This window comes from Acidovorax sp. NPDC077693 (assembly GCF_044542805.1).
Classification (GTDB): Bacteria; Pseudomonadota; Gammaproteobacteria; order Burkholderiales; family Burkholderiaceae_C; genus Acidovorax.
The window spans coordinates 190,877-212,391 of sequence record NZ_JBITVD010000003.1 but is presented as its reverse complement, the minus strand read 5'-3'; the positions used below and the strand labels follow the sequence as shown (position 1 = coordinate 212,391).

The 21,515-nt window shown below is 68.0% G+C and carries 16 protein-coding genes; 7 read left to right on the top strand and 9 right to left on the bottom strand.

The window, feature by feature from the left end:
* Positions 1 to 102: 102 nt before the first annotated feature.
* Together ACIGHN_RS04910 and ACIGHN_RS04905 are read left to right on the top strand one after the other, a co-directional pair.
* Positions 103 to 1,803 (top strand): NAD+ synthase, encoded by a 1,701-nt coding sequence (locus ACIGHN_RS04910; protein ID WP_396503483.1) that lies wholly within the window; start codon positions 103 to 105, stop codon positions 1,801 to 1,803.
* Positions 1,804 to 2,037: 234 nt separating this feature from the next.
* Positions 2,038 to 3,093 (top strand): bifunctional nicotinamide-nucleotide adenylyltransferase/Nudix hydroxylase, encoded by a 1,056-nt coding sequence (locus ACIGHN_RS04905; protein WP_396503482.1) that lies wholly within the window; start codon positions 2,038 to 2,040, stop codon positions 3,091 to 3,093.
* Positions 3,094 to 3,140: 47 nt separating this feature from the next.
* Here ACIGHN_RS04905 and ACIGHN_RS04900 read toward each other — a convergent pair whose 3' ends face one another.
* The 7 genes from ACIGHN_RS04900 to ACIGHN_RS04870 form a co-directional block, all read right to left on the bottom strand.
* On the bottom strand, positions 3,141 to 5,204 hold the full coding sequence (locus ACIGHN_RS04900) for a bifunctional diguanylate cyclase/phosphodiesterase (RefSeq protein WP_056415266.1): 2,064 nt from the start codon (positions 5,202 to 5,204) through the stop codon (positions 3,141 to 3,143).
* A gap of 257 nt (positions 5,205 to 5,461) precedes the next feature.
* Positions 5,462 to 6,985 (bottom strand): methyl-accepting chemotaxis protein, encoded by a 1,524-nt coding sequence (locus ACIGHN_RS04895; protein ID WP_396503481.1) that lies wholly within the window; start codon positions 6,983 to 6,985, stop codon positions 5,462 to 5,464.
* Positions 6,986 to 7,278: 293 nt separating this feature from the next.
* Positions 7,279 to 8,535: a Zn-dependent hydrolase gene (locus tag ACIGHN_RS04890; RefSeq protein ID WP_056416302.1), complete on the bottom strand. Its 1,257-nt coding sequence runs from the start codon at positions 8,533 to 8,535 to the stop codon at positions 7,279 to 7,281.
* 153 nt (positions 8,536 to 8,688) lie between these two features.
* On the bottom strand, positions 8,689 to 10,143 hold the full coding sequence (gene hydA / locus ACIGHN_RS04885) for a dihydropyrimidinase (protein ID WP_396503480.1): 1,455 nt from the start codon (positions 10,141 to 10,143) through the stop codon (positions 8,689 to 8,691).
* A gap of 74 nt (positions 10,144 to 10,217) precedes the next feature.
* Positions 10,218 to 11,675, bottom strand: coding sequence for an NCS1 family nucleobase:cation symporter-1 (locus ACIGHN_RS04880; RefSeq protein ID WP_396503479.1), 1,458 nt, complete (start codon positions 11,673 to 11,675; stop codon positions 10,218 to 10,220).
* Between the two features lie 223 nt (positions 11,676 to 11,898).
* On the bottom strand, positions 11,899 to 13,212 hold the full coding sequence (gene preA, locus ACIGHN_RS04875; RefSeq protein ID WP_396503478.1) for an NAD-dependent dihydropyrimidine dehydrogenase subunit PreA: 1,314 nt from the start codon (positions 13,210 to 13,212) through the stop codon (positions 11,899 to 11,901).
* A 58-nt stretch (positions 13,213 to 13,270) separates the two neighbouring features.
* Positions 13,271 to 14,650, bottom strand: coding sequence for an NAD(P)-dependent oxidoreductase (locus ACIGHN_RS04870; protein WP_396503477.1), 1,380 nt, complete (start codon positions 14,648 to 14,650; stop codon positions 13,271 to 13,273).
* 349 nt (positions 14,651 to 14,999) lie between these two features.
* Here ACIGHN_RS04870 and ACIGHN_RS04865 point away from each other — a divergent pair, with 349 nt between their 5' ends.
* Positions 15,000 to 15,725 (top strand): TetR/AcrR family transcriptional regulator, encoded by a 726-nt coding sequence (locus tag ACIGHN_RS04865; protein ID WP_396503476.1) that lies wholly within the window; start codon positions 15,000 to 15,002, stop codon positions 15,723 to 15,725.
* Positions 15,726 to 15,950: 225 nt separating this feature from the next.
* Here the strand turns inward: ACIGHN_RS04865 and ACIGHN_RS04860 are convergent, their stop codons facing one another.
* Positions 15,951 to 16,838, bottom strand: coding sequence for a LysR family transcriptional regulator (locus ACIGHN_RS04860; protein ID WP_396503475.1), 888 nt, complete (start codon positions 16,836 to 16,838; stop codon positions 15,951 to 15,953).
* A gap of 120 nt (positions 16,839 to 16,958) precedes the next feature.
* Between ACIGHN_RS04860 and argC the strand changes: the two genes are divergently transcribed.
* From argC to ACIGHN_RS04845, 3 genes are all read left to right on the top strand, one after another.
* Positions 16,959 to 17,891: an N-acetyl-gamma-glutamyl-phosphate reductase gene (gene argC / locus ACIGHN_RS04855; protein WP_396503474.1), complete on the top strand. Its 933-nt coding sequence runs from the start codon at positions 16,959 to 16,961 to the stop codon at positions 17,889 to 17,891.
* 221 nt (positions 17,892 to 18,112) lie between these two features.
* The gene (locus ACIGHN_RS04850) at positions 18,113 to 18,466 is read left to right on the top strand and encodes an SMR family transporter (RefSeq protein ID WP_396503473.1); all 354 of its coding nucleotides are present in this window, start codon (positions 18,113 to 18,115) and stop codon (positions 18,464 to 18,466) included.
* A 56-nt stretch (positions 18,467 to 18,522) separates the two neighbouring features.
* Positions 18,523 to 19,245, top strand: a complete 723-nt coding sequence (locus ACIGHN_RS04845) for a pentapeptide repeat-containing protein (RefSeq protein ID WP_396503472.1) — start codon at positions 18,523 to 18,525, stop codon at positions 19,243 to 19,245.
* A 44-nt stretch (positions 19,246 to 19,289) separates the two neighbouring features.
* Here the strand turns inward: ACIGHN_RS04845 and ACIGHN_RS04840 are convergent, their stop codons facing one another.
* Complete coding sequence (locus tag ACIGHN_RS04840) at positions 19,290 to 19,679, bottom strand: RidA family protein (protein ID WP_056173325.1); 390 nt, start codon at positions 19,677 to 19,679, stop codon at positions 19,290 to 19,292.
* Positions 19,680 to 19,796: 117 nt separating this feature from the next.
* Between ACIGHN_RS04840 and ACIGHN_RS04835 the strand changes: the two genes are divergently transcribed.
* Complete coding sequence (locus ACIGHN_RS04835) at positions 19,797 to 21,404, top strand: ABC transporter substrate-binding protein (protein ID WP_396503471.1); 1,608 nt, start codon at positions 19,797 to 19,799, stop codon at positions 21,402 to 21,404.
* Positions 21,405 to 21,515: the final 111 nt, after the last annotated feature.

Genomic DNA, 21,515 nt, shown 5'->3' with positions numbered 1-21,515 from the left:
TGCCGTACATCCGGTACTGTCTGCGACGGAACGCCTAGCCAGGACCGCTTCGCTGAGTTTTTCAGCCACTCCATATCGCTCTGCGCACTCAAGGGAAACGCAATGCTCCGCATCACCATCGCTCAATTGAATATCACCGTCGGCGACATCGAAGGCAATGTCGACCGCATGGTGGATGCTGCCCGCAAGGCTGCAGCCGACCAATCCGATATCGTCGTGTTCAGCGAACTCTCGCTGTGCGGCTACTACCCCGGCGACATGCTGGACGAGCCAGAATTCATGCAGCGCGTGGAGGCCGGGGTGGCTGAGTTGCAGGCCGCATCGGCCGAGCTGCCGGCCCTGCACTGGGTGGTGGGCACGCCCACGCGCGCCAGCGGGCCGGGCAAGCGGCTGCACAACAGCCTGCTGGTGCTGCAGGGCGGCACCGTGAAGCTGTCGTACGCCAAGCAGCTGCTGCCCACCTACAACATCTTCGACGAGCGCCGCCACTTCGAGCCCGGCCCCGACGTGGCCAAGGTGCTGCGCGTGGGCAATGCCCAGGTGGGCCTGCTGGTCTGCGAAGACGGCTGGAACGACCACGGCGCCGACTACGTCACCAACCCCTTCGTGCGCCTGCGCGATGCCGCACCGGACCTGGTGATCAGCATCAACGCCAGCCCCAGCCACGTGGGCAAGCGCGAGCAGCGCCACCAGATCTTCGGCGGCTCATCGCGCCGCCACGGCCTGCCCATCCTGTACGTCAACCAGGTGGGCGGGCACGACCAGCTGGTGTACGACGGCGCATCGTTTGCGGCCGAGCCCGATGCCGGCATCGTCTTCGAGGCGCCCCGCTTCGTGGAGGACGTGCGCACCCTGCAGTTCGACAACGGCCACTTCTCCATGGGCGACGGCCAGGCCCCGGCCCCCGTGCCGGCCGAGGGCATTCCCACCATGGAGTTCTACCGCCAGCAAATCATGCTGGGCCTCAAGGACTACGCGCGCCGCTGCGGCTTCCGGCAGGCGGTGGTGGGCAGCTCGGGCGGCATCGACAGCGCGCTCACCCTGGCCCTGGCCGCACAGGCGCTGGGCCCCGAGAACGTGGTGGGCATCACCATGCCCTCGCGCTACTCCAGCAGCGGCTCGGTCGACGACTCGGTGGCCCTGTGCCGCAACCTGGGCGTGCAGCTGTTCACCCACCCCATCGCAGACCTGGTGGCGGGCTACGCGCAGCAGTTCGGGCAATCGTTCGACCAGCCGCTGGCGGGCCTGCCGCTCGAAAACCTGCAGGCGCGCATCCGCGGCACGGTGCTGATGGAATACTCCAACGCCTTCGGCCACTTGCTGCTCACCACCGGCAACAAGTCCGAGATCTCGGTGGGCTACTGCACGCTGTACGGCGACACCAACGGCGGCCTGGGGTTGATCGGCGACCTGTACAAGACCGAAGTGTTCGCGCTCTCGCGCCACGTCAACGCACAGGCCGGGCGCGAGCTGATCCCCGTGGCCATCATCGACAAGGAACCATCCGCCGAACTGGCCCCCGGCCAGCGCGACGTGGACAGCCTGCCGCCCTACCCGGTGCTGGACGAAGTGCTCAAGCTCTTGATCGAAGGCGAGCGCCTGTCCACCGCCGAACTCACGGCCGCGCAGACCTTCGTGTCGAACCTGCAAGAAGACGACGCCGGCCGCGCCCTGGTGCAGCGCGTGCGCATGATGGTGGCGCGCAACGAATACAAGCGCCGCCAGGCCCCGCCCATCCTGCGCGTTCGGCCCCGGGCGTTCGGCAGCGGGCGGCAGATGCCGATCGCGGCAAAATATGTCTGACGGCATGCATATGGAATGCACTCCCATCCGCTTGGGCTGAGCTGGCCGAAGCCCGGCACCGCGCTTCGACAAGCCTGCCGTGACATGCCGAAAGGCCCGGCGTGAACGGATGGACTTTTCAGCAGCCGCCGAGCAGCCCCGCACGCCCTTTTACAATCGCTATCAAAACAGTAGCTGGCAGCGCTCTCCCATCAAGCGGTAGAGGCTCAGATCACTTCAACCGCCTGGAGACACATGCACGACACCGCCATCTACATCGGCCGCTTCGAGCCCGTCCACACCGGCCATCTGGCCCTGCTGCAACGCGCACTCGACAGCGCGCGTAATGTGATCGTGGTGGTCGGCTCTGCTTGGCAGGCCCGCTCGCCCAAGAACCCCTTCACCTGGCAAGAACGCGAGGCCATGCTGCACGAAGCCCTGCCCGCGGCCGACCGCGCCCGGGTGCGCGTGCTGCCCGTGCGGGACTACTACAACGAGGCCGTGTGGGTGCAGGCCGTGCGCCGCGGCGTGGCCGAGATCGCCGGTGCCGATGCCAACATCGGCCTGGTGGGCCACTTCAAGGACGCCACCAGCAGCTACCTGAGCGCCTTCCCCGGCTGGCAGCTCATCCACGTGGAGCGCCAGGGCCGCATCGACGCCACCGCCATCCGCGACGCCTACTTCGGCGCCACGCCCGCCACAGTGCAGGCAGCGCTGGCTCCGCTGGCGGCCGAGATTCCGCCCAGCACACTGACAGCGCTGGAGCACTTTGCCCACACCCCGCACTACCCGGCCCTGCAGGAAGAATGGCGCATGCTGCGCCGCTACCGAGAGGCCTGGTCCGCTGCACCCTACCCTCCCGTCTTTGTGACCGTGGACGCTGTCCTGCGCTGCCAGGACCACGTGCTGCTCATCCGCCGCGCCCACGCCCCCGGCAAAGGCCAGCTGGCCGTGCCGGGCGGCTTCATCGAACAGCGCGAAACGGTGTGGCAGTCCTGCCTGCGCGAACTCGTGGAAGAAACCCACTGCGACCTGCCCGAAGCCACCATGCGCGCCGCGCTGCAGTCCGTGGCCGTCTTCGACCACCCCGACCGCAGCCAGCGCGGCCGCACGCTCACGCATGCGCACTACTTCGACCTGGGCAACGCGGCCTTCCCCAAGGTCCAGGCGGACGACGATGCGCTGCAGGTGCAGTGGACGCCGCTGTCCGAACTGGCAGGCATGGAGGAGGAGTTCTTCGAGGACCACTTCCACATGCTGGACCACTTTCTGGGTATCACCGACGCGCCGGAACTGGCGGCCTCGGCCTGACCGAATCAGTGTGAGCCGAGCATCGCGGCGACGCCTGTCTGCCAGGCTCAGCCCGGCGGGTGCACACGCATCCAGTCGGTGAACTCCCGCACCGGCATCGGCCGCGCATACAGATAACCCTGGTACTGCGCAATGCCGCGCCCGGCCACCCAGTCGAGCTGTTCCTGGGTCTCCACGCCCTCGGCCACTGCCGTGAGCTTCATCAGTGTCGACAGCGAGACGATCAGCTCGGCCAGCGAGCGGTTGGCGTCGGTGTCCTGGATGAAGGTCTTGTCGATCTTGAGCGTGTGGACCGGGAACCGCTGGAGGTAGGCCAGGTTGGAATAGCCCGTGCCGAAATCATCGAGCGCAATCGTCAGGCCCAGCGCCGACAGCTCGCGCAGCACGTTGAGCACGTGCTGGTCTTCCCCGAGCAGGATGGACTCGGTGATCTCCAGCTCCATGCGCGCGGGGTTCACAGCGGCCTCGCGCAGCACGCTGGTGATGTCGTGCAGCAGGCTGGGCGATGCGAACTGGCGCGGCGACAGGTTGACCGACACCACCAGGTCCCAGCCCTTCGCGGCCCAGGCCACCTGTTCGCGCGCCGCCTGCGCCAGCACCCACAGGCCCAGCGCGCCGATGAGGCCGGTGGTCTCGCAGGCCGGGATGAAATGCGCGGGCGACACCACGCCCAGGCGCGGGTGGTTCCAGCGCACCAGCGCCTCCACTGCGCGGATGGTGTTGGTGGCCACGTCCACGCGCGGCTGGAAGTACACCTCGAACTCCTCGCGCTCCAGCGCCAGGTGCAGCTCTTTCTCCAGCTCGGTGCGGCTGCGCACCGTCTCGGCCATGTGCCGGTCGAAATAGGCCAGCGCGTTGCGCCCGCGCTCCTTGGCCGCGTACATGGCCAGGTCGGCGTTGCGCAGCAGGATCTCGATGGACTCGCCGTCCTGCGGGTACAGCGCCACGCCGATGCTGGACGTGACGCGCAGCTGCGCCCCGGCAATGGACAGCGGCGCCGCCATGGCCACGGAGATGCGCTCGTGCAGTGCATCCAGGTCTTCGCGGATGCGCGGCGATGTCAGCAGCACCAGGAACTCGTCGCCACCCCAGCGGGCCAGCACCTCGGTGCCGTGCCGCGTGTGGCGCAAGCGCTGCGACATGGCCACCAGCAGCTCGTCGCCGGCCGCATGGCCTAGCGTGTCGTTCACGTCCTTGAAGTGATCGAGGTCGATCAGCATCAGCGCAGCTTCGAGCGACTGGGCCTTGGCCTCCTCCACAGCCCGCGCAAAACGCTGCGTGAAGTGGGCCCGGTTGGGCAGGCCGGTGAGCACGTCGTGCAGCGACTGGAAATTGGCGCGCTCTTCGGTGTGCTTGATGGCGCTGATGTCCGCCTCGCTCACCAGCACCGCGTCCTGGCCGGTGACGGCGTCGCTGCAGCGGCGCGCCGACAGCTCGTGCCAGCGGTCGCCCTGCGGCGTGCGCACTGCGAGCGTGAGCGTACCCACGCCGTGCTGCTCCAGGCTGCGCGAGAGCGCGGCAAACACCGCCGCGTTGCCCACGCGCTCCTGCAGGCGCTCGCCGGGGCTGAGCACGGCGGCACGCGCGGCAGGGTTGCGGTACAGCGCCTGGCCGTTGCCGTCGTACAGCGTGATCATCACCGCGGTGTGCAGCAGGGCCTCGACCGAGCGCAGGGACTCCGGCAGGGCCGCGCCCATGGCGTCGGCCTCGCACAGCATGCCCATGCGGCCATCGGGCAGGCGGTGCCCGCCAAAGCGCACGTTGAGCGACACCGGCACGCCGCCGGGGTAGATGGTCCACTGCTCGGTGAAGCTCGCGTCGCCCCGCAGCACGAAGTCGCTCTGGTACTGCGCCAGCCGCTGCGCGACCGACTCGGACATGTCGTGGCCCATGTCGCGCCCGCACAGCTCGGCCAGCGTGGTGGCCTGCCACACGGCCAGCGCCGCCGCATTGGCCCAGTACACGCACCGGCCGTCGATGTCGAAGAGCCAGACGGGCCGCGACAGCCACTCCAGCGCCGCGCAGCGCAGTCCGCGCTCGGCCAGCTCGGCGTCGGTGGGCAGGCGGTGTTGCGGCAGGCGCGCTGCCGGCAAGGGGGCCGACACGGTCATGCCAGCCCACAGTCCAGCGCCAGGCCGGCGGCCTGCGGGTGCGCAAAGGTCAGCAAGAGACGGGCGGGCATGGTGGTGATGACGGTGGGGTGACAGCAGTGCAGACAGGGTGTGCGCCGGCGGCGCGCTCCGTCCGCGATGCCCTTGGCGCACCCCGGCCGTAGACGCCATGGTTTGCATCTTCGCACAGCCAGAGAGCTTGTCCAGCCAAGTTTTGCCACGCCCGCGACGCCCGCCGGCGCCCGCGCAAAACCCTCTCAAGAGACGCGGAACTGCCCCACCGTCTGCGACAGCGCCACCGCCTGCTGGCTCAGGGACTGCGCCGCTGCCAGGGCCTCTTCCACCAGCGCTGCGTTCTGCTGCGTGCCCTGGTCCATCTGCGACACGGCCTGGTTGACCTGCGCGATGCCCGCGCTTTGCTCGGCGCTGGCCGCGCTGATCTCGGCCACCATGGTGGTCACGCTCTTCACGCCGTCGACCACCTCGCGCATCGTGGCACCGGCCTGCTCCACCAGTTGCGTGCCCGCACCCACCTTGGTCACGGAGTCGTCGATCAGGCCCTTGATTTCCTTGGCCGCGGCGGCACTGCGCTGCGCCAGGCTGCGCACTTCGCTGGCCACCACCGCAAAGCCGCGGCCCTGCTCGCCGGCGCGCGCGGCTTCCACCGCGGCGTTCAGCGCCAGGATGTTGGTCTGGAACGCGATGCCGTCGATGACGCTGATGATGTCCACGATCTTGCGCGAGGACTGCTCGATGGAGCCCATGGTGCCCACCACCTGCTGCACCACGTCGCCGCCGCGCACGGCGGTGGCCGAGGCCACACGCGCCAGTTCGTCGGCACGCCGGGCGTTGGCGGCGTTCTGCTCCACGGTGGAGGTGAGCTCTTCCATCGACGCAGCGGTCTGCTGCAGCGCGCTGGCTTGCGATTCAGTGCGGGACGAGAGGTCGCCGTTGCCTGCCGCGATCTCGGCCGATGCCGTGTTGATCGAGTCGGTGCTGTCGCGCACCTGGGTCACCAGGTGGGCCAGGTTGTCGCGCATGGCGCGGATGGCAAACAGGATGCTGGAGGTGTCACCCGGGCGCGTCTGCACATCCACCGCCAGGTTGCCTTCGGCGATCTGCGTGACCACCTGCGCCGCGTACTGCGGCTCGCCGCCGAGCTGCTGCACTAGCGTGCGGAGCATCTGCCAGGCCATCACCGCCACGATGAGCATCAGCACCGCGCCGATGGACAGCAGGATGGCGGTGTTGCGCCAGAACGCATCCTCGATGTCGTCCACGTAGTCGCCAAAGCCGATGATCCAGTCCCAGGGCTCGAACTTGATGATGGCGTAGAGCTTGTCCACCGGTTCCTTGGCACCGGGGCGCGTGCCCGGCGCGGTCACCGTGCCGATGGTCTTGCCCTGCAGCGCGGCGCGGTAGCGCACGCCGGCTTCCTTGCCGCCCTTTTCGTCGACGATGCCGATGCGCTTGGGGTTGGGGTGCACGTAGTTCACATCGTTGGTGAAGCCGCGCACGAAGAAATACTTGTCCTTGTCGACAAAGCTGCCGATGGTGCGCTCGGCCTCCTTGATCGCGTCCTCGCGGGACAGCGCGCCGCTCTTTTCCTTGTCGTGCGCCTTCTGCGCGGCGGCGTGGGCCAGGATGACCAGGTTGGACAACTGCGCCGTGCGCTCGTTCATCATCGACCGGTACAGCGTGGTCAAGGCCACGGCGGACAGGACCACCAGGCCCAGCAAGGTGGCCGCACACAGCCACAGGATTCGGGTACGCAATTTCATGGGAAACGTCTTCGGGAAACGGAAAAAGTAACCAGAAGATACAGGGACCGCCCCGTTGATCCCCTCAAGACCGCCAGAAAGTCACGGTCTCTTCATCCCATTGTGGTAAGCGCAGATCGGTGTGCAGGCCGCACGGGGGCACGACTTGGCGCCTGCGGGGACCCAGGTGTAACAGCGGGGGACCTGTGGCGCACCCACAACGGGACGGGACGGCCTGCGCTGCCGGCGCAGGCGCTGGTTGGCAGGAAGGCCGCCCCGTGTACCGAGCCCGCGTCCACCCGGCGTTGCGGGCGTCAGGTCCCTGCCCGCTCCAGCATCGCATGCAGCAGCACGTTGCAGCCCGCCGTGATGTGCTCTGGCTTGGCGTCCTCGATCTCGTTGTGGCTGATGCCGTCCTTGCAGGGGATGAAGATCATGCCGCTGGGCGCGAGCTTGGCCATGTACACGGCATCGTGCCCCGCGCCCGACACGGCGGGCATGTGGCTGTAGCCCAGCCTGGCGGTGGCGCGGGCCACGGCCTCCACGCATTCGGCGTGAAAGGCCTGCGCGGGGTAGCTGGACACCATCTCGATGTGCACCTGCACGCCGTGCTCCTGCGCCACCTGCTCGGCGCGGGCCTTCACTTCGGCGGCCATCCGGTCCACGAGTTCGTCGGTGCTGTTGCGCAGGTCGATGCTGAACTTGACCCGGCCGGGAATGACGTTGCGGCTGTTGGGAAACACCTGCACCATGCCCACGGTGCCGCGGCCGTGCGGCGGGTGGCGGTGGGCCGCGGCCACCACGTCCTGCATGATGTGCGTGGCGGCGAGCAAAGCGTCCTTGCGCAGCGCCATGGGCGTGGGGCCCGCGTGGGCTTCCATGCCGGTGACGGTGCAGTCGAACCAGCGGATGCCCAGCACGCCGCTGACCACGCCGATGGTCTTGTCGTTGTCTTCCAGCACCGGACCCTGCTCGATGTGGGTCTCGAAGTACGCGCCGATGGGGTGGTCGCCCGGCTCCTGCTCGCCGACGTAGCCGATGCGTTCCAGCTCGCCCTTCACCGTCTTGCCCTCGGTGTCGGTGGCGGCGTAGGCGTGCTCCAGCGTGAAGGCCTTGGCGAACACGCCCGATCCCATCATCACCGGCACGAAGCGGCTGCCTTCTTCGTTGGTCCAGAAGGCCACCTCGATCGGTGCCTCGGTCTCGATGCCGTGGTCGTTGAGCGTGCGCACCACCTCGATGCCGGCCAGCACGCCATAGTTGCCGTCGAACTTGCCGCCCGTGGGCTGGGTGTCGATGTGGCTGCCGGTCATGATGGGCGGCAAGCTGTTGTTGCGCCCGGGGCGGCGCATGAAGCCGTTGCCGATCTTGTCGATGGTGACGCTCATGCCGGCCTCGCGCGCCCAGCGGGTGACGAGGTCGCGGCCCTGCTTGTCCAGGTCGGTGAGCGTGAGGCGGCACACGCCGCCCTTGGGCGTGGCGCCGATCTGCGCCAGCTCCATGAGCGATGCCCACAGGCGGTCGCCGTTGATGCGCAGGTTCTCGATGTCGGGTTTGACTTTGGTGTCCATGGTGTTCTCCAAGGGATGTCTGAATTGCCGGTTCACTCAGTACCGTTCGGGCTGAGCCTGTCGACGCCGGGGCTGGTGACGGCCTTTGACAGGCTCAGGCTGAACGGGCGGTGAAAGTGCAAAGCCGGATGTAATGCTTCCATAGCGCCCGCATCAGCCGCGCGCCACTGCCGTGGGCGCAAGCTCCTGCGCACGCTTTTGCACGGCGTGGAAGTTGGGGCCGAACGCGGGGCGCTTGATGTAGCGGCCCGTACCCGACTCCGCACGCAGGTCGCCGTTGGCAAACACCACGCGGCCCTGGCTCACGGTGTGGGTGGGAATGCCGCGCACGGTGCGGCCCTCGAAGATGTTGAAGTCGCCCTTGCTGAACTGCGTCTTGGCCGAGAAGGTCTTGGTGCCCTCGGGGTCCCACAGCACGAGGTCGGCGTCGGCGCCCTCGCCGATGAAGCCCTTGCGCGGATAGATGTTGAACAGCTTGGCCGCGTTGGCCGAGGTGATGGCCACGAACTCGCTGGGCGTGAGGCGGCCGGTGTTGACGCCGCCGTCCCAGATGGCGGCCATGCGCTCTTCGACGCCGCCGGTGCCGTTGGGGATCTTGGCGAAGTTCTCCTGGCCCATGGCTTTTTGCGCGGCGCAGAAGGTGCAGTGGTCGGTGGCGGTGGTGTGCAGCTGGCCGGACTGCAGGCCGCGCCACAGCGCCTCCTGGTGCACCTTGGGGCGAAACGGCGGGCTCATCACATACGCGGCGGCCTTGGCGAAGTCGGGGTCGCGGTAGACGCTCTCGTCCACCAGCAGGTGCCCGGCCAGCACCTCGCCGTACACGCGCTGGCCGCGCGCGCGGGCGCGGGCGATCGCGTCGGCCGACTCCATGCAGCTCACGTGCACCACGTAGATGGGCACGCCCAGCACGTCGGCAATCGCGATGGCGCGGTTGGCGGCCTCGGCCTCGACCATGGGCGGGCGCGACAGCGGGTGGCCCTCGGGGCCGGTGAAGCCCATCTTGGCGACCTCCTGCTGCAGCAGGTACACCAGCTCGCCGTTCTCGGCATGCACCGTGGGCATGGCGCCCAGCTCCAGCGCGCGCTTGAAGCTGTTCACCAGGGTTTCGTCGTCGCACATGATGGCGTTCTTGTAGGCCATGAAGTGCTTGAAGCTGTTCACGCCCTCCTCGTGCACCAGCGTGCCCATGTCGGCGCGCACCTGCTCGCTCCACCAGGTGATGGCGACGTGGAAGGAGTAGTCGGCCGCCGATTTCTCGGCCCAGCCGCGCCACTTGCGGTAGGCCTCCAGGATGGGCTCCTGCGGGTCGGGAATCACGAAGTCGATGATGCTCGTGGTGCCGCCCGCCAGCGCTGCCGCCGTGCCGGTGAAGAAGTCGTCCATGGTGACCGTGCCCATGAAGGGCAGCTGCATGTGCGTGTGCGGGTCGATCCCGCCGGGCAGCACGTACTGGCCGCTGGCGTCCAGCGTCTGCGCGCCGGCCGGGGCCTGCGCCGCCGCACCCTCGCCCACGGCCACGATGCGGCCATCGACGCAGAGGACATCGGCCTGTTGTTCACGGTCGGCGTTGACCACGGTTCCACCGCGGATCAGAAGGGCTTGGGTCATGGAGATCTCCTTCAGGGATGCAGATCAAAAAAAGCAGGCCCGGCACCGGCACCACGGCCGGGCGGGGCCCCAGGTCACTTCTTCTTGGCGGTCAGGTAGTAGTAGGTGCCGGCCACGGCCAGGCTGAAGAACCAGCCCGAGTCGAACAGCGTGAGCCAGATGGCAGGCATGCCCGCCTTGTCCACCACGCCGGACACCGCCAGGTAGCCCGGCAGACAGGGCAGCACGCCCAGGGCGAAGGCGATGAGTGCGTGCAGGTTCCAGCCGTTGCTGTACTCGTAGTCGCCGCCGCGCCGGTACAGGTCGTCCACTTTCAGCACGCTCTTGCGCACCAGGTAGTAGTCCACCAGCAGGATGCCGGCAATGGCGCCCAGCAGCGTGCCGTAGCCGCCCAGCCAGGTGAAGAGATAGCCGCCCGATGTGGCGAGGATCTTCCAGGGCATGAACACCAGCCCGATCAGCGCGGCGATGACGCCGCCCATGCGAAAGCTGATCTTGGACGGTGCGATCTGGCTGAAGTCGTACGACGGCGACACCAGGTTGGCGGCCACGTTGGTCGTCAGGTTGGCCAGCAGGATCACCAGCAGGCCCAGGCCCGCCGCCACGCTGCCCATCTGGGTCAGCAGGCCATCAGGGAACAGCTGCGCCTTGCCATACAGGATGGCCGATGCCGAAAAGCCGATGACGCCCACCATGGAGAACAGCGCCATGGGCAGCGGCAGTCCGATGGCCTGGCCCATGACCTGGTCCTTCTGCGATTTGGCAAAGCGCGTGAAGTCCGGGATGTTGAGCGCGAGCGTGGCCCAGAAGCCCACCAGCCCCGTGAGGGCCGCCCAGGTCTTGGGCCCGCCTTCCACCACCTTGGCGGGCAGGTTGAAGAGCTGGCCCGACGGCACCTTCATCAAAAGCACCACCACGAACAGGATCGACGCGCCGATCATCAGCGGCGCGGCGATGACCTCCAGAAGGCGGATGGACTCCGGCCCCTTCCAGATGAAGTAGATGTGCACGGCCCAGAACGCGAGGAAGCACATGAACTGCGAGGTGCTGATGGTCTCGCCCTGGGCGGGCCCCGCGAGGTTCATGCCCACGATGTTCAGGAAGCCGTGGAGCGCCAGCGCACCGAAGTAGCAGTTGATGGAGAACCAGCCGCACGCCACCAGGCCGCGCAGCACGGCCGGCAGGTTGGCCCCCTTCACGCCGAACGACGCACGCGCAAGCACCGGGAACGGCACGCCGTACTTGGGCCCCACCCGGCCGATGAGCACCATCGGTATCAGCACGATGCAGTTGGCCAGGAACACGAGCCACACCGCCATCTGCCAGGTGAAGCCCTGGTCGAGCATGGAGCTGGCCATGGTGTACGTGGGCACGCACACCACCATGCCCACCCAGAGCGCGGCGAAGTCTTTCCAGGTCCAGTGCCGCTGCGCCGCGGTGGTGGGGAGCAGATCTTCATTGGCGAGCGAATTGGATGCTCCGCCGGGCAGGTGCCCTGCCACATGGGCAGCGCTGCCGGTACTGTTGGTCATGCCTGTACTCCTGTCAAAGACGTCGTGGGGGTGGAACACAACCCGCTGCCTGGTCCGGCGTTCTCACGCTGGCAGATGGCGGGCCAAGGGGATGCCAGCGATGTTGAGGGCTACGCAAAAAATGCACCAGATGCAGTGCAGCATGCGAGCCCCGTCAACACCCTGCCAACGCACAGGGACTGCTCTGCAGGCCCTGTGGCGAATGCACACGGAAAGCGGTCCATCACGCTGCCGCCGCCACCCGCTGGGGGTTGTTCGGGTGCGTGGTCCAGTTGGCGTATTCGCCGGTCACCGGCTTGCCGGTGCGCGCATCCACCTCGCCGGGCTCCAGGGCGCGCATGGTGATGCACTCGGGCACGGGGCAGATCGACACGCACAGGTTGCAGCCCACGCACTCGGCCTCGTTGATCTCGAACTTGCGCACGCCGCCGTCCTTGGTGAAAGTGATGGCCTGGTGCGAGGTGTCTTCGCACACCACATGGCAGCGGCCGCACTGGATGCAGGCATCCTGGTTGATCACGGCCTTTTCGATGTGGTTGAGGTTCAGGTTCTTCCAGTCCCGCACCGTGGGTACGGCCTGGCCCTTGAAGTCGTCGAGCGTGGCGTAGCCGTGCTCGTCCATGAAGTTGGACAGCCCGTCGCACATGTCCTGCACGATCTTGAAGCCGTACACCATGGCCGCCGTGCACACCTGCACCGTGCCGCAGCCCAGCGCGATGTATTCGGCCGCATCGCGCCAGGTGGTGATGCCGCCGATGCCACTGATGGGCAGGCCCGCGGTCTGCGCGTCGCGCGCGATCTCGGCCACCATGTTGAGCGCGATGGGCTTGACGGCCGGGCCGCAGTAGCCGCCGTGCGACCCCCAGCCGTCGGTGCTGGGGCTCATGACCATGCGGTCCAGGTCCACGCCCATGACGGAGTTGATGGTGTTGATGAGCGACACCGCATCCGCCCCGCCCGCCTTGGCCGCCCGCGCGGGGTGACGCACATCGGTGATGTTCGGCGTGAGCTTCACGATCACGGGCAGGCGGCTGTAGTGCTTGCACCAGGCTGTCACCATCTGGATGTACTCGGGCACCTGGCCCACGGCCGCGCCCATGCCGCGTTCGCTCATGCCGTGGGGGCAGCCGAAGTTGAGCTCGATGCCGTCGGCGCCGGTGTCTTCCACCAGGGGCAAAATGCTCTTCCAGCTCTGCTCCTCGCAGGGCACCATGAGCGAGACGATCATGGCCCGGTCGGGCCAGTTGCGCTTGACGCGCTTGATCTCCTCCAGGTTGGTGTGCAGCGGCCGGTCGGTGATGAGCTCGATGTTGTTCAGCCCGATCACGCGGCGGTCCTGGGACAGGAGCGTGGAGTAGCGTGGCCCGTTCACGTTGACGACCGCCGGGTCCTCGCCCAGCGTCTTCCAGACCACGCCGCCCCAGCCCGCCTCGAAGGCGCGAGTGACGTTGATCTCCTTGTCGGTCGGGGGGGCGGAGGCCAGCCAGAAGGGGTTGGGGCTCTGGATGCCCAGGAAATTGCTGCGGATGTCTGCCATGGATGTGCTCCCGTCAATTGCAGTCAGGTTGTGCGGTCAGGATGTGCCGACGATGCCGTCAGGCCACGAGCGCCACCGGCACGCTCATCGCTTCATGGATGGAGATGGCCGCCAGCTTGCCGTGCTCCACGGCCTCGACCGTCAGGTCGCGCCCGCCAGCCCGGCAGTCGCCGCCCGCCCAGACCCTCGCCAGGCTGGTGCGGCCTGCGGCGTCGGTGGCGATGCGTCCGCCCTCCAGCGCCATCGCCTTGCCAGCGGGCTCCGCCACGTAGGTCTGGCCGATGGCCTTGAGCACCATGTCCGCCGCGAGCGTGAAGGTCTCGCCGGTGTTCACCAGCTTGCCCGCCGCATCGAGCGCCGTGGCCGCAAAGCGCACGCCGGTCACGGCGCCGCCCTCGCACAAGACTTCTTGTGGTGCCGCCCAGTGGCGAATGGTCACGCCGTTCGTCTGCGCCCATTGCTGCTCTACCTTCGACGCAGACATGGCGTCGGCTCCCCGGCGGTAGACAATGGTCACCTCTTCGGCGCCCAGCTTGCGGGACTGCACGGCGGCGTCCACCGCCGTCATGCCGCCACCGATCACCACCACGCGCCGGCCCACGGGCAGGGTGGACAGGTCGCTGCTCTGGCGCAGCTCGGCGATGAAGTCGACGGCGCTACTCAAGCCCTGCACTCCGGCCGCCGCAGGCTCGGCCACGCCCAGCGCATTCACGCCCTGCAGCCCCATGCCCAGGAAGACCGCATCGTGGCTGGCCAGCAGGCCGTCGAGCGTGATGTCGCGGCCCAGCTGCTGGCTGGTGCGCACCTCGATGCCACCCACCGACAGCAGCCACTCCACCTCCTTCTGCGCGAAGTTGTCCGTGGTCTTGTAGCTCGCCAGGCCGTATTCATTGAGCCCGCCCAGCTTGGGGCGCGCGTCGAACAGCACCACGTCGTGCCCGCGCAGCGCCAGCCCGTGGGCGCAGGCCAGGCCCGCAGGCCCCGCACCCACGACGGCAACGCGGCGGCCGGTGGGCGCGGCGCGCTGGAACATGGGCGCGCCGGGGTTGGCGAAGAAGGCGTCGGTCGCGTAGCGCTGCAGCGCGCCGATCTCCACCGGCTTGTCCTCGTTGGTGTTGCGCACGCAGGCCTGTTCGCACAGCACCTCGGTGGGGCAGACCCGGGCGCACATGCCGCCGAGCGGATTGGCCTCCAGGATGGCGCGCGCCGCGCCCCGGTTGTTGTCCTGCGCGATGCGGTGGATGAAGGACGGGATGTCGATGCCCGTGGGGCAGGCGGTGGCGCACGGCGCGTCGTGGCAGTAGTAGCAGCGCTCCGCCTCGATGAGGGCCTGCGGCCGGGTCAACGGCGGGTGGGCGTCGCTGAAGTTGACGGCGTAGTCGGCCAGGTTCAGGCGTGCGGCATGAATGCCGCAGGCACGGCTTGCGGGTGTGTCCATCAGATGTCCTCCGAAAGGTGCGGGGTGGTTGTGCAGGCCGGGCCCTTGCTCGCTGGTTCGGCCGGGGTGGGCGCGGGCGCCCGGTGCAGGTGGCGCGCGCCGCTGCCGGAGCGGCGGCGGCCAGCCGATGCGGCGCCAGCGTGGGTGCTTGCGCCCGCAGACTTCGGAGGTTTCATCGTGGTCCTCGCTGTGGGGGTGCAGGTGCCCACGGCTTGGTGTGCCGCGGTGCCCTGCGTTGTGGGCCAATTTACCAACCTGTAAAAATTTACCAATTGGTAAAATCCCTAGAGCAAACGCCATGCCAGCCAAATGCCAGTTTCCAGGCCCCGGCTTGTTCCACAATGGTGCAATGACCGACGCCCGCCAGTCCCCGGCTGCCCCCGCCCCCCGCCCTGCCAAACGCCCCCGCGCACCCGCCGCTGCGGTGGCCACAACCGCCGACGACACCGGCCCCCGCGCCCCCAAGGCTTCGCGCCTGCGCAAGGAGCAGGGCATCCTGGCCGAGGCAGAGAACCACTTCGCGCAGTTCGGCTTCGAGGGCGCGTCGCTCGAGAGCATTGCCGCGGCCATCGGCATCAGCCGCCACAACCTGCTGTATTACTTTCCGAGCAAGGAGGCGCTGTACCAGCGCGTGCTCGACGACGTGCTCACCCAGTGGCTCGAAGGCATGGAGGCCCTGTCGCACAGCGATGACCCCCAGCAGGCCCTGCGCCGCTACATCCGCGCCAAGCTGCAGTACTCGCGCATGCGCCCCCAGGGTGCCAAGGTGTTCACCAAAGAGGTGATTGCCGGTGCACCACGCTATGGCACCGCCATCGCAGAGCGCGTGGGCCCGCTGCTCAAGACCGAAGTGCGCACCTTCGAACGCTGGGCGCGCGAGGGCCGCATCGCCAAGGTCAACTTCACGCACCTGATGTTCATCATCTGGTCGGTCACGCAGGCCTATGCGGAACAGGAGGCGCAGTTCGCCCTGCTGCTGGGCAAGCCCGCGCTCACCGAGCGCGACTACAACAATGCCGAGGAACTGATCGTGCGCATGGTGCTGAGTGCGCTGGGGCCGCACGCCGCGGCCTGATCGACTGCTCAGGTGGAGGCTGCGCGGTCATGCAGGGAGTGGCTGGCTGCATGCACTATCAAATTGATAGCTTGTCGCGCTTGCCAGGTGCGCGGTAGAGGCATTTTTTGATCAAAATCAGGCTTTGGCGCATCCGAAACGTCGCTGCCTGCCCCACTCCTTCCCCTCGCTCCCAAGCCATGGACGTGGGCCGCTCACACACCGCGCGCCCCTGTTGGGCCGCCTTCAGGCCTGGCGCTGCTGCCACAGCACATCCAGTACGTGCTGCGTGGCGCGCTCCACTGGGCCTGCGCGGTGGGCGATGCCCAGCGGCCGCCACAGCGCGGGGCGCAGCGGCAGCATGCGGATGCGCGGGTCGAGCGGCGTGGAGGATGTGGCCTCGTGCGGCAGCAGCGTGGCGCCGTAGCCTGCGGCCACCAGGCTCTTGATGGCGTCGTTGTAGTTGAGCTGGATGCGCGCCTTGGGGTGCGCGCCCGCCAGCGCAAACCATTCCGCCGTCAGCCGCGACAGGCTGGTGCCCACATCGTTGAGGATGAGCGGCTGCCCCGCCAGCCACTTCGGCGTGACACGCTGTGGCACAGGCCAGGCCGACGGCACGAACGCCATCACCGGATCGCGCCGCCAGGGCTGCACCTTCACGCCCTGCACGGTGGCCTGGGGCAACGCCACCAGGCCCACATCCAGCGACCCGCCGGCCAGGCGCGCCATGGTGTCCTGCGTGGTGAGCACGGCCACCTGCACGTCGATGCCAGGGTGGTTCTGCCCCAGCACCTCCAGCGCCTGGGGCAGCAGGTGGGCAATGGCACCGGTGGAGGCCCCCAGCCGCACGCGGCCCGCGAGCCCCTGCACCTGGCGCTGCACCACATCGAGCGCCTCGTCCGCATCGGCCAGCAGGCGTCGCGCGCGCTCGATCAGCGCGTCGCCCACGCCCGAGGGGGTGACCTCGCCGCGCTTGCGCACCAGCAGCGGCGCGCCGAACAGCGCCTCCAGGTCGGCGATGTGCAGGCTCACCGTGGGCGCCGCCAGGTGCAGCACCCGCGCAGCTTCGGCGAACGAGCCCAGGTCTGCGATGGTGACCAGCGTGCGCAGCCGGTCGAGGTTGAGTTCGCGCATGACGTTCAGTAAATCTGATGTTGATGTTTGTGAAATTCAACTTTTCAAATTCTAGGGCGCGGCCGAAGATTCGTCATTCCTTCATTTTTCTTCAGCCATTCCATTCATCAGGAGCACCGCATGAGCGCACCCTTGGTTTTCATCGACGGCGATCAGGGCACGACCGGCCTGCAGATCCACGAACGCCTGCACGGCCGCAGCGACCTGCGCCTGCTCACGCTGCCCGAGGCCGACCGCAAGAACCCTGCGCGCCGCGCAGAAGCGATCAATGCCTGCGACATCGCCGTGCTGTGCCTGCCCGACGGGCCTGCGCGCGAAGCGGCGGCGTCCGTGGTGAACCCCGCCGTGCGCGTGATCGACGCCAGCTCGGCCCACCGCACCGATGCGGACTGGGTCTACGGCTTGCCTGAAATGAGCGCCGCGCAGTCCGCCCGCATCGCCACGGCACACCGCGTGACCAACCCCGGCTGCTACCCCACGGGCGCCATCGCGCTGCTGCTGCCGCTGGTGCAGGCAGGCCTGGTGCCTGCGGACCATCCGCTGGCCATCCATGCCGTGTCGGGCTACTCGGGCGGCGGCCGCGCGCGGGTGGATGAGCACGAAGGCGCGGGCGCGTCGCAAGCCCCCGCGTTCCAGGTGTACGGCCTGGGGCTGGCCCACAAGCACACGCCAGAGATCCAACAGCACGCGGGCCTCACGCAGCGGCCTTTCTTCCTGCCGGCCTACGGCTCGTTCCGCCAGGGCATCGTGCTGACCATTCCTTTGCTGCTGCGGCAACTGCCCGCGGGCGTGACTGCCGACCGGTTGCACGCCTGCCTGCAGCAGCACTACGACGGCGCGGCGCATGTCGAGGTGGTGTCGCTACAGGATGCGCAGGCAGCGCAGCACCTGGACCCCCAGGTGCTCAACGGCACCAACCAGTTGCGGCTCTCCGTGTTTGCCAATCCGCAGCACGGCCAGGTGCTGCTGAGCGCGGTGTTCGACAACCTCGGCAAGGGCGCGTCGGGCGCTGCCGTGCAGAACCTGGACCTGATGCTGCAGCACGCCGCCTAGCGGCCATCTGCGCCGGGTGCGCGGGTCGCGCCGGGCGCGCCAGACCACGGGTCGCGCTGCGGCGGTGGAAGCGCGCCCCGCACAGCGCCGCGTGCACACAGATCCCGGCCGCTGGCAAGCCGCGCCGCAGAGGCCCCGCACAGATGCAAGGGCTTGGCCCCGCAGTGCGGCGGGCGTTCCTAGAATCGGCCGCTTCTCCAGCTTTGCAACGGACCCGCACCATGATCCAGTGGACCGCCACCACCACCAGCTACGCCCTGCTGGGTCTGGCCATCGTGGCCGAAGTGCTGGGCACCAGCGCGCTGAAGGCGTCCGACGGCTTCACACGGCTGGTTCCCAGCGCGGTCACCGCCGTGTGCTACGCAGTGTCCTTCTACTTGCTGTCGCTCACGCTCAAGACCCTGCCCATCGGCATTGCCTACGCCATCTGGTCGGCGGTGGGCATCGTGTTGATCTCGACCGTGGGCTGGCTCTACTACGGCCAGCGGCTGGACGCGCCCGCCATTGCCGGGCTGGGGCTCATCGTGGCCGGCGTGGTGGTGGTGAACCTGTTTTCCAAGACCACGGGGCATTGACGCTCGCTCGTTGCACCGCCCACGCCACTGCCCAGCCACCACTACAGCCCCGTTCCATGAACACAGCATCCACCCCACTCACCGGCACCAGCGGTACGGTCCTCGTGCAAGAGCAGCAGATCACCCGCGCCGACCTGCTGGTGATGCTGGCGGACACCCCGGCGCAGCGCCTGCACTTCGAGCACTGCGACTTCGACGGCGCCGACCTCTCGGGCCTGGCATTGCAGGGCGCGCAGTTCACAGGCTGCAGCCTGGCCGAGACCTCGCTGGCACGCGCCCAACTGAGCGACACGCGGTGGCTGGGCTGCAGGGCGCGGCAGGCAAGCTTTCATCTGGCGCACCTGACCGACGCGCGCTTTCACCACTGCGACCTGAACAACACGCTCTGGACCAAGGCCACGCTGGCGTCGGCCTTGTTCGCCGAGGTCAAGCTGACCGGCGCGCAGTTCCATGAAGCGCAGACGCTGGGCCTGAGCTTTCACGACACGCTGCTGGTAGGCGCGGACCTGCGGGGTATTTCGTTTCGCAAGCAGACCATCGAACAACTGGACATGTCCGACGCCGACGTGTCGGGCTGCGACTTCCGCGATGCGGTGTTCGAAGGCGGCAGCCTGCGCGATGCCCACCTCAAGAACGCCCGCTTCGACGGCGCCGACCTGCGGTCGGTGGACCTGGGCGGGCTGCGGCTGGCCCAGCTGGCGCAATCCTTCAAGGGCGCGATCCTCTCCACCGACCAGGCGGCCGCGCTGGTCAGCGAGCTGGGCATCCGCGTGATGTAGCAGCCCAGCCGGCGCCGCGGGCCGCCGGCATGCGCACGCCGTGCTCAGCCGCGCGGCTTGTACGCCGTGACGTCGATCTCCACCTTGGCGTCGATCATGAGCCGCGACTCCACCGTGGAGCGCGCGGGCCGGTGCTCGCCAAAACACTCCATGTACACGCGGTTGAAGCTGCCGAAGTCGCGCGCGTCGGCCAGCCACACGCTGACCTTGGCCACGTCGGCCAGCGTGCAGTCGGCCAGCGCCAGCGCCTGCGTGAGGCGCAGGAACACCTGGCGCGTCTGCGCCTCGATGCCCCCGGTGATGACCTGGCCCTGGTCATCGGTGGGCACCTGGCCCGACACAAAAACGAAGTCCCCGGCGCGCGTGGCGGGGGACAGCGGACGGGCCTGCCGGTCGGAGGCAAGCGGGGACTGACCGAGGGTTTCTACTGGCATTGAAAGTGCTCCTTTGAGTAAAGATATTACATACAAAACGCCTAACAAGCACAAATCGAGCGGATTTCTGGCATCGAAAGTGCTTATCAATGTAATCCTATTACTTAGAGGTGCACGATGCAAACTTCTGGAACCAATGTGGTGCGACCCTGGCTGACGCTGCGCCACCAGGCCGCGCGGCGCGGGCTGCTGGGTGCGCTGGCAGTGGCCGCGCTGTGGGGAATGGGTACTGGCACCGGCTGGACCCAGGCGGCCCCTGCACCGGCCAAGGGCGGCGCCGCCAACCTGGCCATGGTGGGCGAGCCCCAGGGCCTGGACCCGATGGTGAGCACCGCCGACCTGGTGGGCACCATCATGCAGCACGTGTACGAGCCGCTGTACACCTTCGACGCCAACTGGAGCATTGCGCCCATGCTGGCCGAGGGCATGCCCACCGTCTCCAAGGACGGCCTCACCTACACCATCGCCCTGCGCAAGGGCGTGAAGTTCCACAACGGCCGCGAGATGACGGCCGAGGACGTGGTGGCCTCGCTGCAGCGCTGGATGGAGCTCTCGCCGCGGGGCAAGGCCGTGGGCAAGGAAGTGGCATCACTGGCCGCCAAGGGCACGCACGGCGTGGAGCTCAAGCTCAAGAACCCCTATGCGCCGCTGCTGGCCCAGCTGGCGCTGCCCAGCGGCATGGCGGCCATCCTGGCCAAGGAAAGCATCGCGCCGCAGCTCAAGGAATTCATCGGCACCGGGCCCTACAAGTTCAAGGAACGCCGGCCGGACCAGTTCACCGTGCTGGTGCGCTTTGACGACTACGCGGCCCGCAAGGAAGCGCCCAGCGGCTACGCGGGCCGCCGCGAAGCGCTGCTCGATGAGCTGCGCTTCGTGCCCGTGCCCAGCGCCAACACCCGGGTCGAAGGCGCTTTGTCCGGCCAGTTCCACTATGCCGACCTGCTGCCGGTGGAAGCCATCGGCCGCGTGGAAAAAGGCGCGCCGGCCGTGGTGCCCATCGTCACCAAGAACTTCGGCTTTCCGTACATCGTGTTCAACACCAAGGAAGGTGTGCTGGCATCGCAGCCCCTGCGCCGCGCGGTGCAGACCGCGGTGGGCACGGGTGAGCTGATGGCCGCAGGCTTTGGCGACAACCGCTTCTTCATGGTGGAGCCCAACTTCTTCCCCAAGGGCACGCCCTACTACTCGGACGCGGGCGCCAAGCTGTACAACGAGCGCAACCCCCAGGCCGCCAAGGAGCTGGCCGCCAAGGCGGGCTACAACAACAGCCAGCCGGTGCGCATCATGGCCAGCCGGCAGTACGAGTTCCACTACAACATGGCGCTGGTGATGTCCGAGCAGCTCAAGAAGGCAGGCTTCAAGACCGACCTGCAGGTGGTGGACTGGGCCACCCTGGTGCAGCGCCGCAACGACGCCAAGCTGTGGGACGTGTACTTCACGCATTCGGGCCTGTTCCCCGAGCCCATGCTGTCGCCACCCCAACTGGGCGACGGCGCACCGGGCTGGTGGGAGTCCGACGCCAAGAAGTCGACCCTGGCCGCGTTCAACCAGGAGACCGATCCGGCCAAGCGGGGCGCGCTGTGGGGCAAGGTGCAGCAGGTGGTGTACGACGAGGTGCCGTTCATCGAGGTGGGCAAGTTCAACGGCCTGTCGGCGCGCTCGGCCAAGCTGTCGGGCTACACGCCGGCGGTCTGGCCGTTCTTCTGGAACACATGGATGAAGTAACCCCCCGAAGCGCCTGCGGCGCCTCCCCCGAGGGGGCGCCTCCGGTGGCCCGGCAAAGCCGGTTCCACGGTGGCACTGGCTTGGACCGGGGTGTGGTGCGAGTGGGGACTT

Bases quoted from the DNA above. Each gene is read 5' to 3' on its own strand.
- ACIGHN_RS04910 (WP_396503483.1), top strand. From the start codon at position 103: ATGCTCCGCATCACCATCGCTCAATTGAATATCACCGTCGGCGACATC.
- ACIGHN_RS04905 (WP_396503482.1), top strand. From the start codon at position 2,038: ATGCACGACACCGCCATCTACATCGGCCGCTTCGAGCCCGTCCACACC.
- ACIGHN_RS04900 (WP_056415266.1), bottom strand. From the start codon at position 5,204: ATGACCGTGTCGGCCCCCTTGCCGGCAGCGCGCCTGCCGCAACACCGC.
- ACIGHN_RS04895 (WP_396503481.1), bottom strand. From the start codon at position 6,985: ATGAAATTGCGTACCCGAATCCTGTGGCTGTGTGCGGCCACCTTGCTG.
- ACIGHN_RS04890 (WP_056416302.1), bottom strand. From the start codon at position 8,535: ATGGACACCAAAGTCAAACCCGACATCGAGAACCTGCGCATCAACGGC.
- hydA (WP_396503480.1), bottom strand. From the start codon at position 10,143: ATGACCCAAGCCCTTCTGATCCGCGGTGGAACCGTGGTCAACGCCGAC.
- ACIGHN_RS04880 (WP_396503479.1), bottom strand. From the start codon at position 11,675: ATGACCAACAGTACCGGCAGCGCTGCCCATGTGGCAGGGCACCTGCCC.
- preA (WP_396503478.1), bottom strand. From the start codon at position 13,212: ATGGCAGACATCCGCAGCAATTTCCTGGGCATCCAGAGCCCCAACCCC.
- ACIGHN_RS04870 (WP_396503477.1), bottom strand. From the start codon at position 14,650: ATGGACACACCCGCAAGCCGTGCCTGCGGCATTCATGCCGCACGCCTG.
- ACIGHN_RS04865 (WP_396503476.1), top strand. From the start codon at position 15,000: ATGACCGACGCCCGCCAGTCCCCGGCTGCCCCCGCCCCCCGCCCTGCC.
- ACIGHN_RS04860 (WP_396503475.1), bottom strand. From the start codon at position 16,838: ATGCGCGAACTCAACCTCGACCGGCTGCGCACGCTGGTCACCATCGCA.
- argC (WP_396503474.1), top strand. From the start codon at position 16,959: ATGAGCGCACCCTTGGTTTTCATCGACGGCGATCAGGGCACGACCGGC.
- ACIGHN_RS04850 (WP_396503473.1), top strand. From the start codon at position 18,113: ATGATCCAGTGGACCGCCACCACCACCAGCTACGCCCTGCTGGGTCTG.
- ACIGHN_RS04845 (WP_396503472.1), top strand. From the start codon at position 18,523: ATGAACACAGCATCCACCCCACTCACCGGCACCAGCGGTACGGTCCTC.
- ACIGHN_RS04840 (WP_056173325.1), bottom strand. From the start codon at position 19,679: ATGCCAGTAGAAACCCTCGGTCAGTCCCCGCTTGCCTCCGACCGGCAG.
- ACIGHN_RS04835 (WP_396503471.1), top strand. From the start codon at position 19,797: ATGCAAACTTCTGGAACCAATGTGGTGCGACCCTGGCTGACGCTGCGC.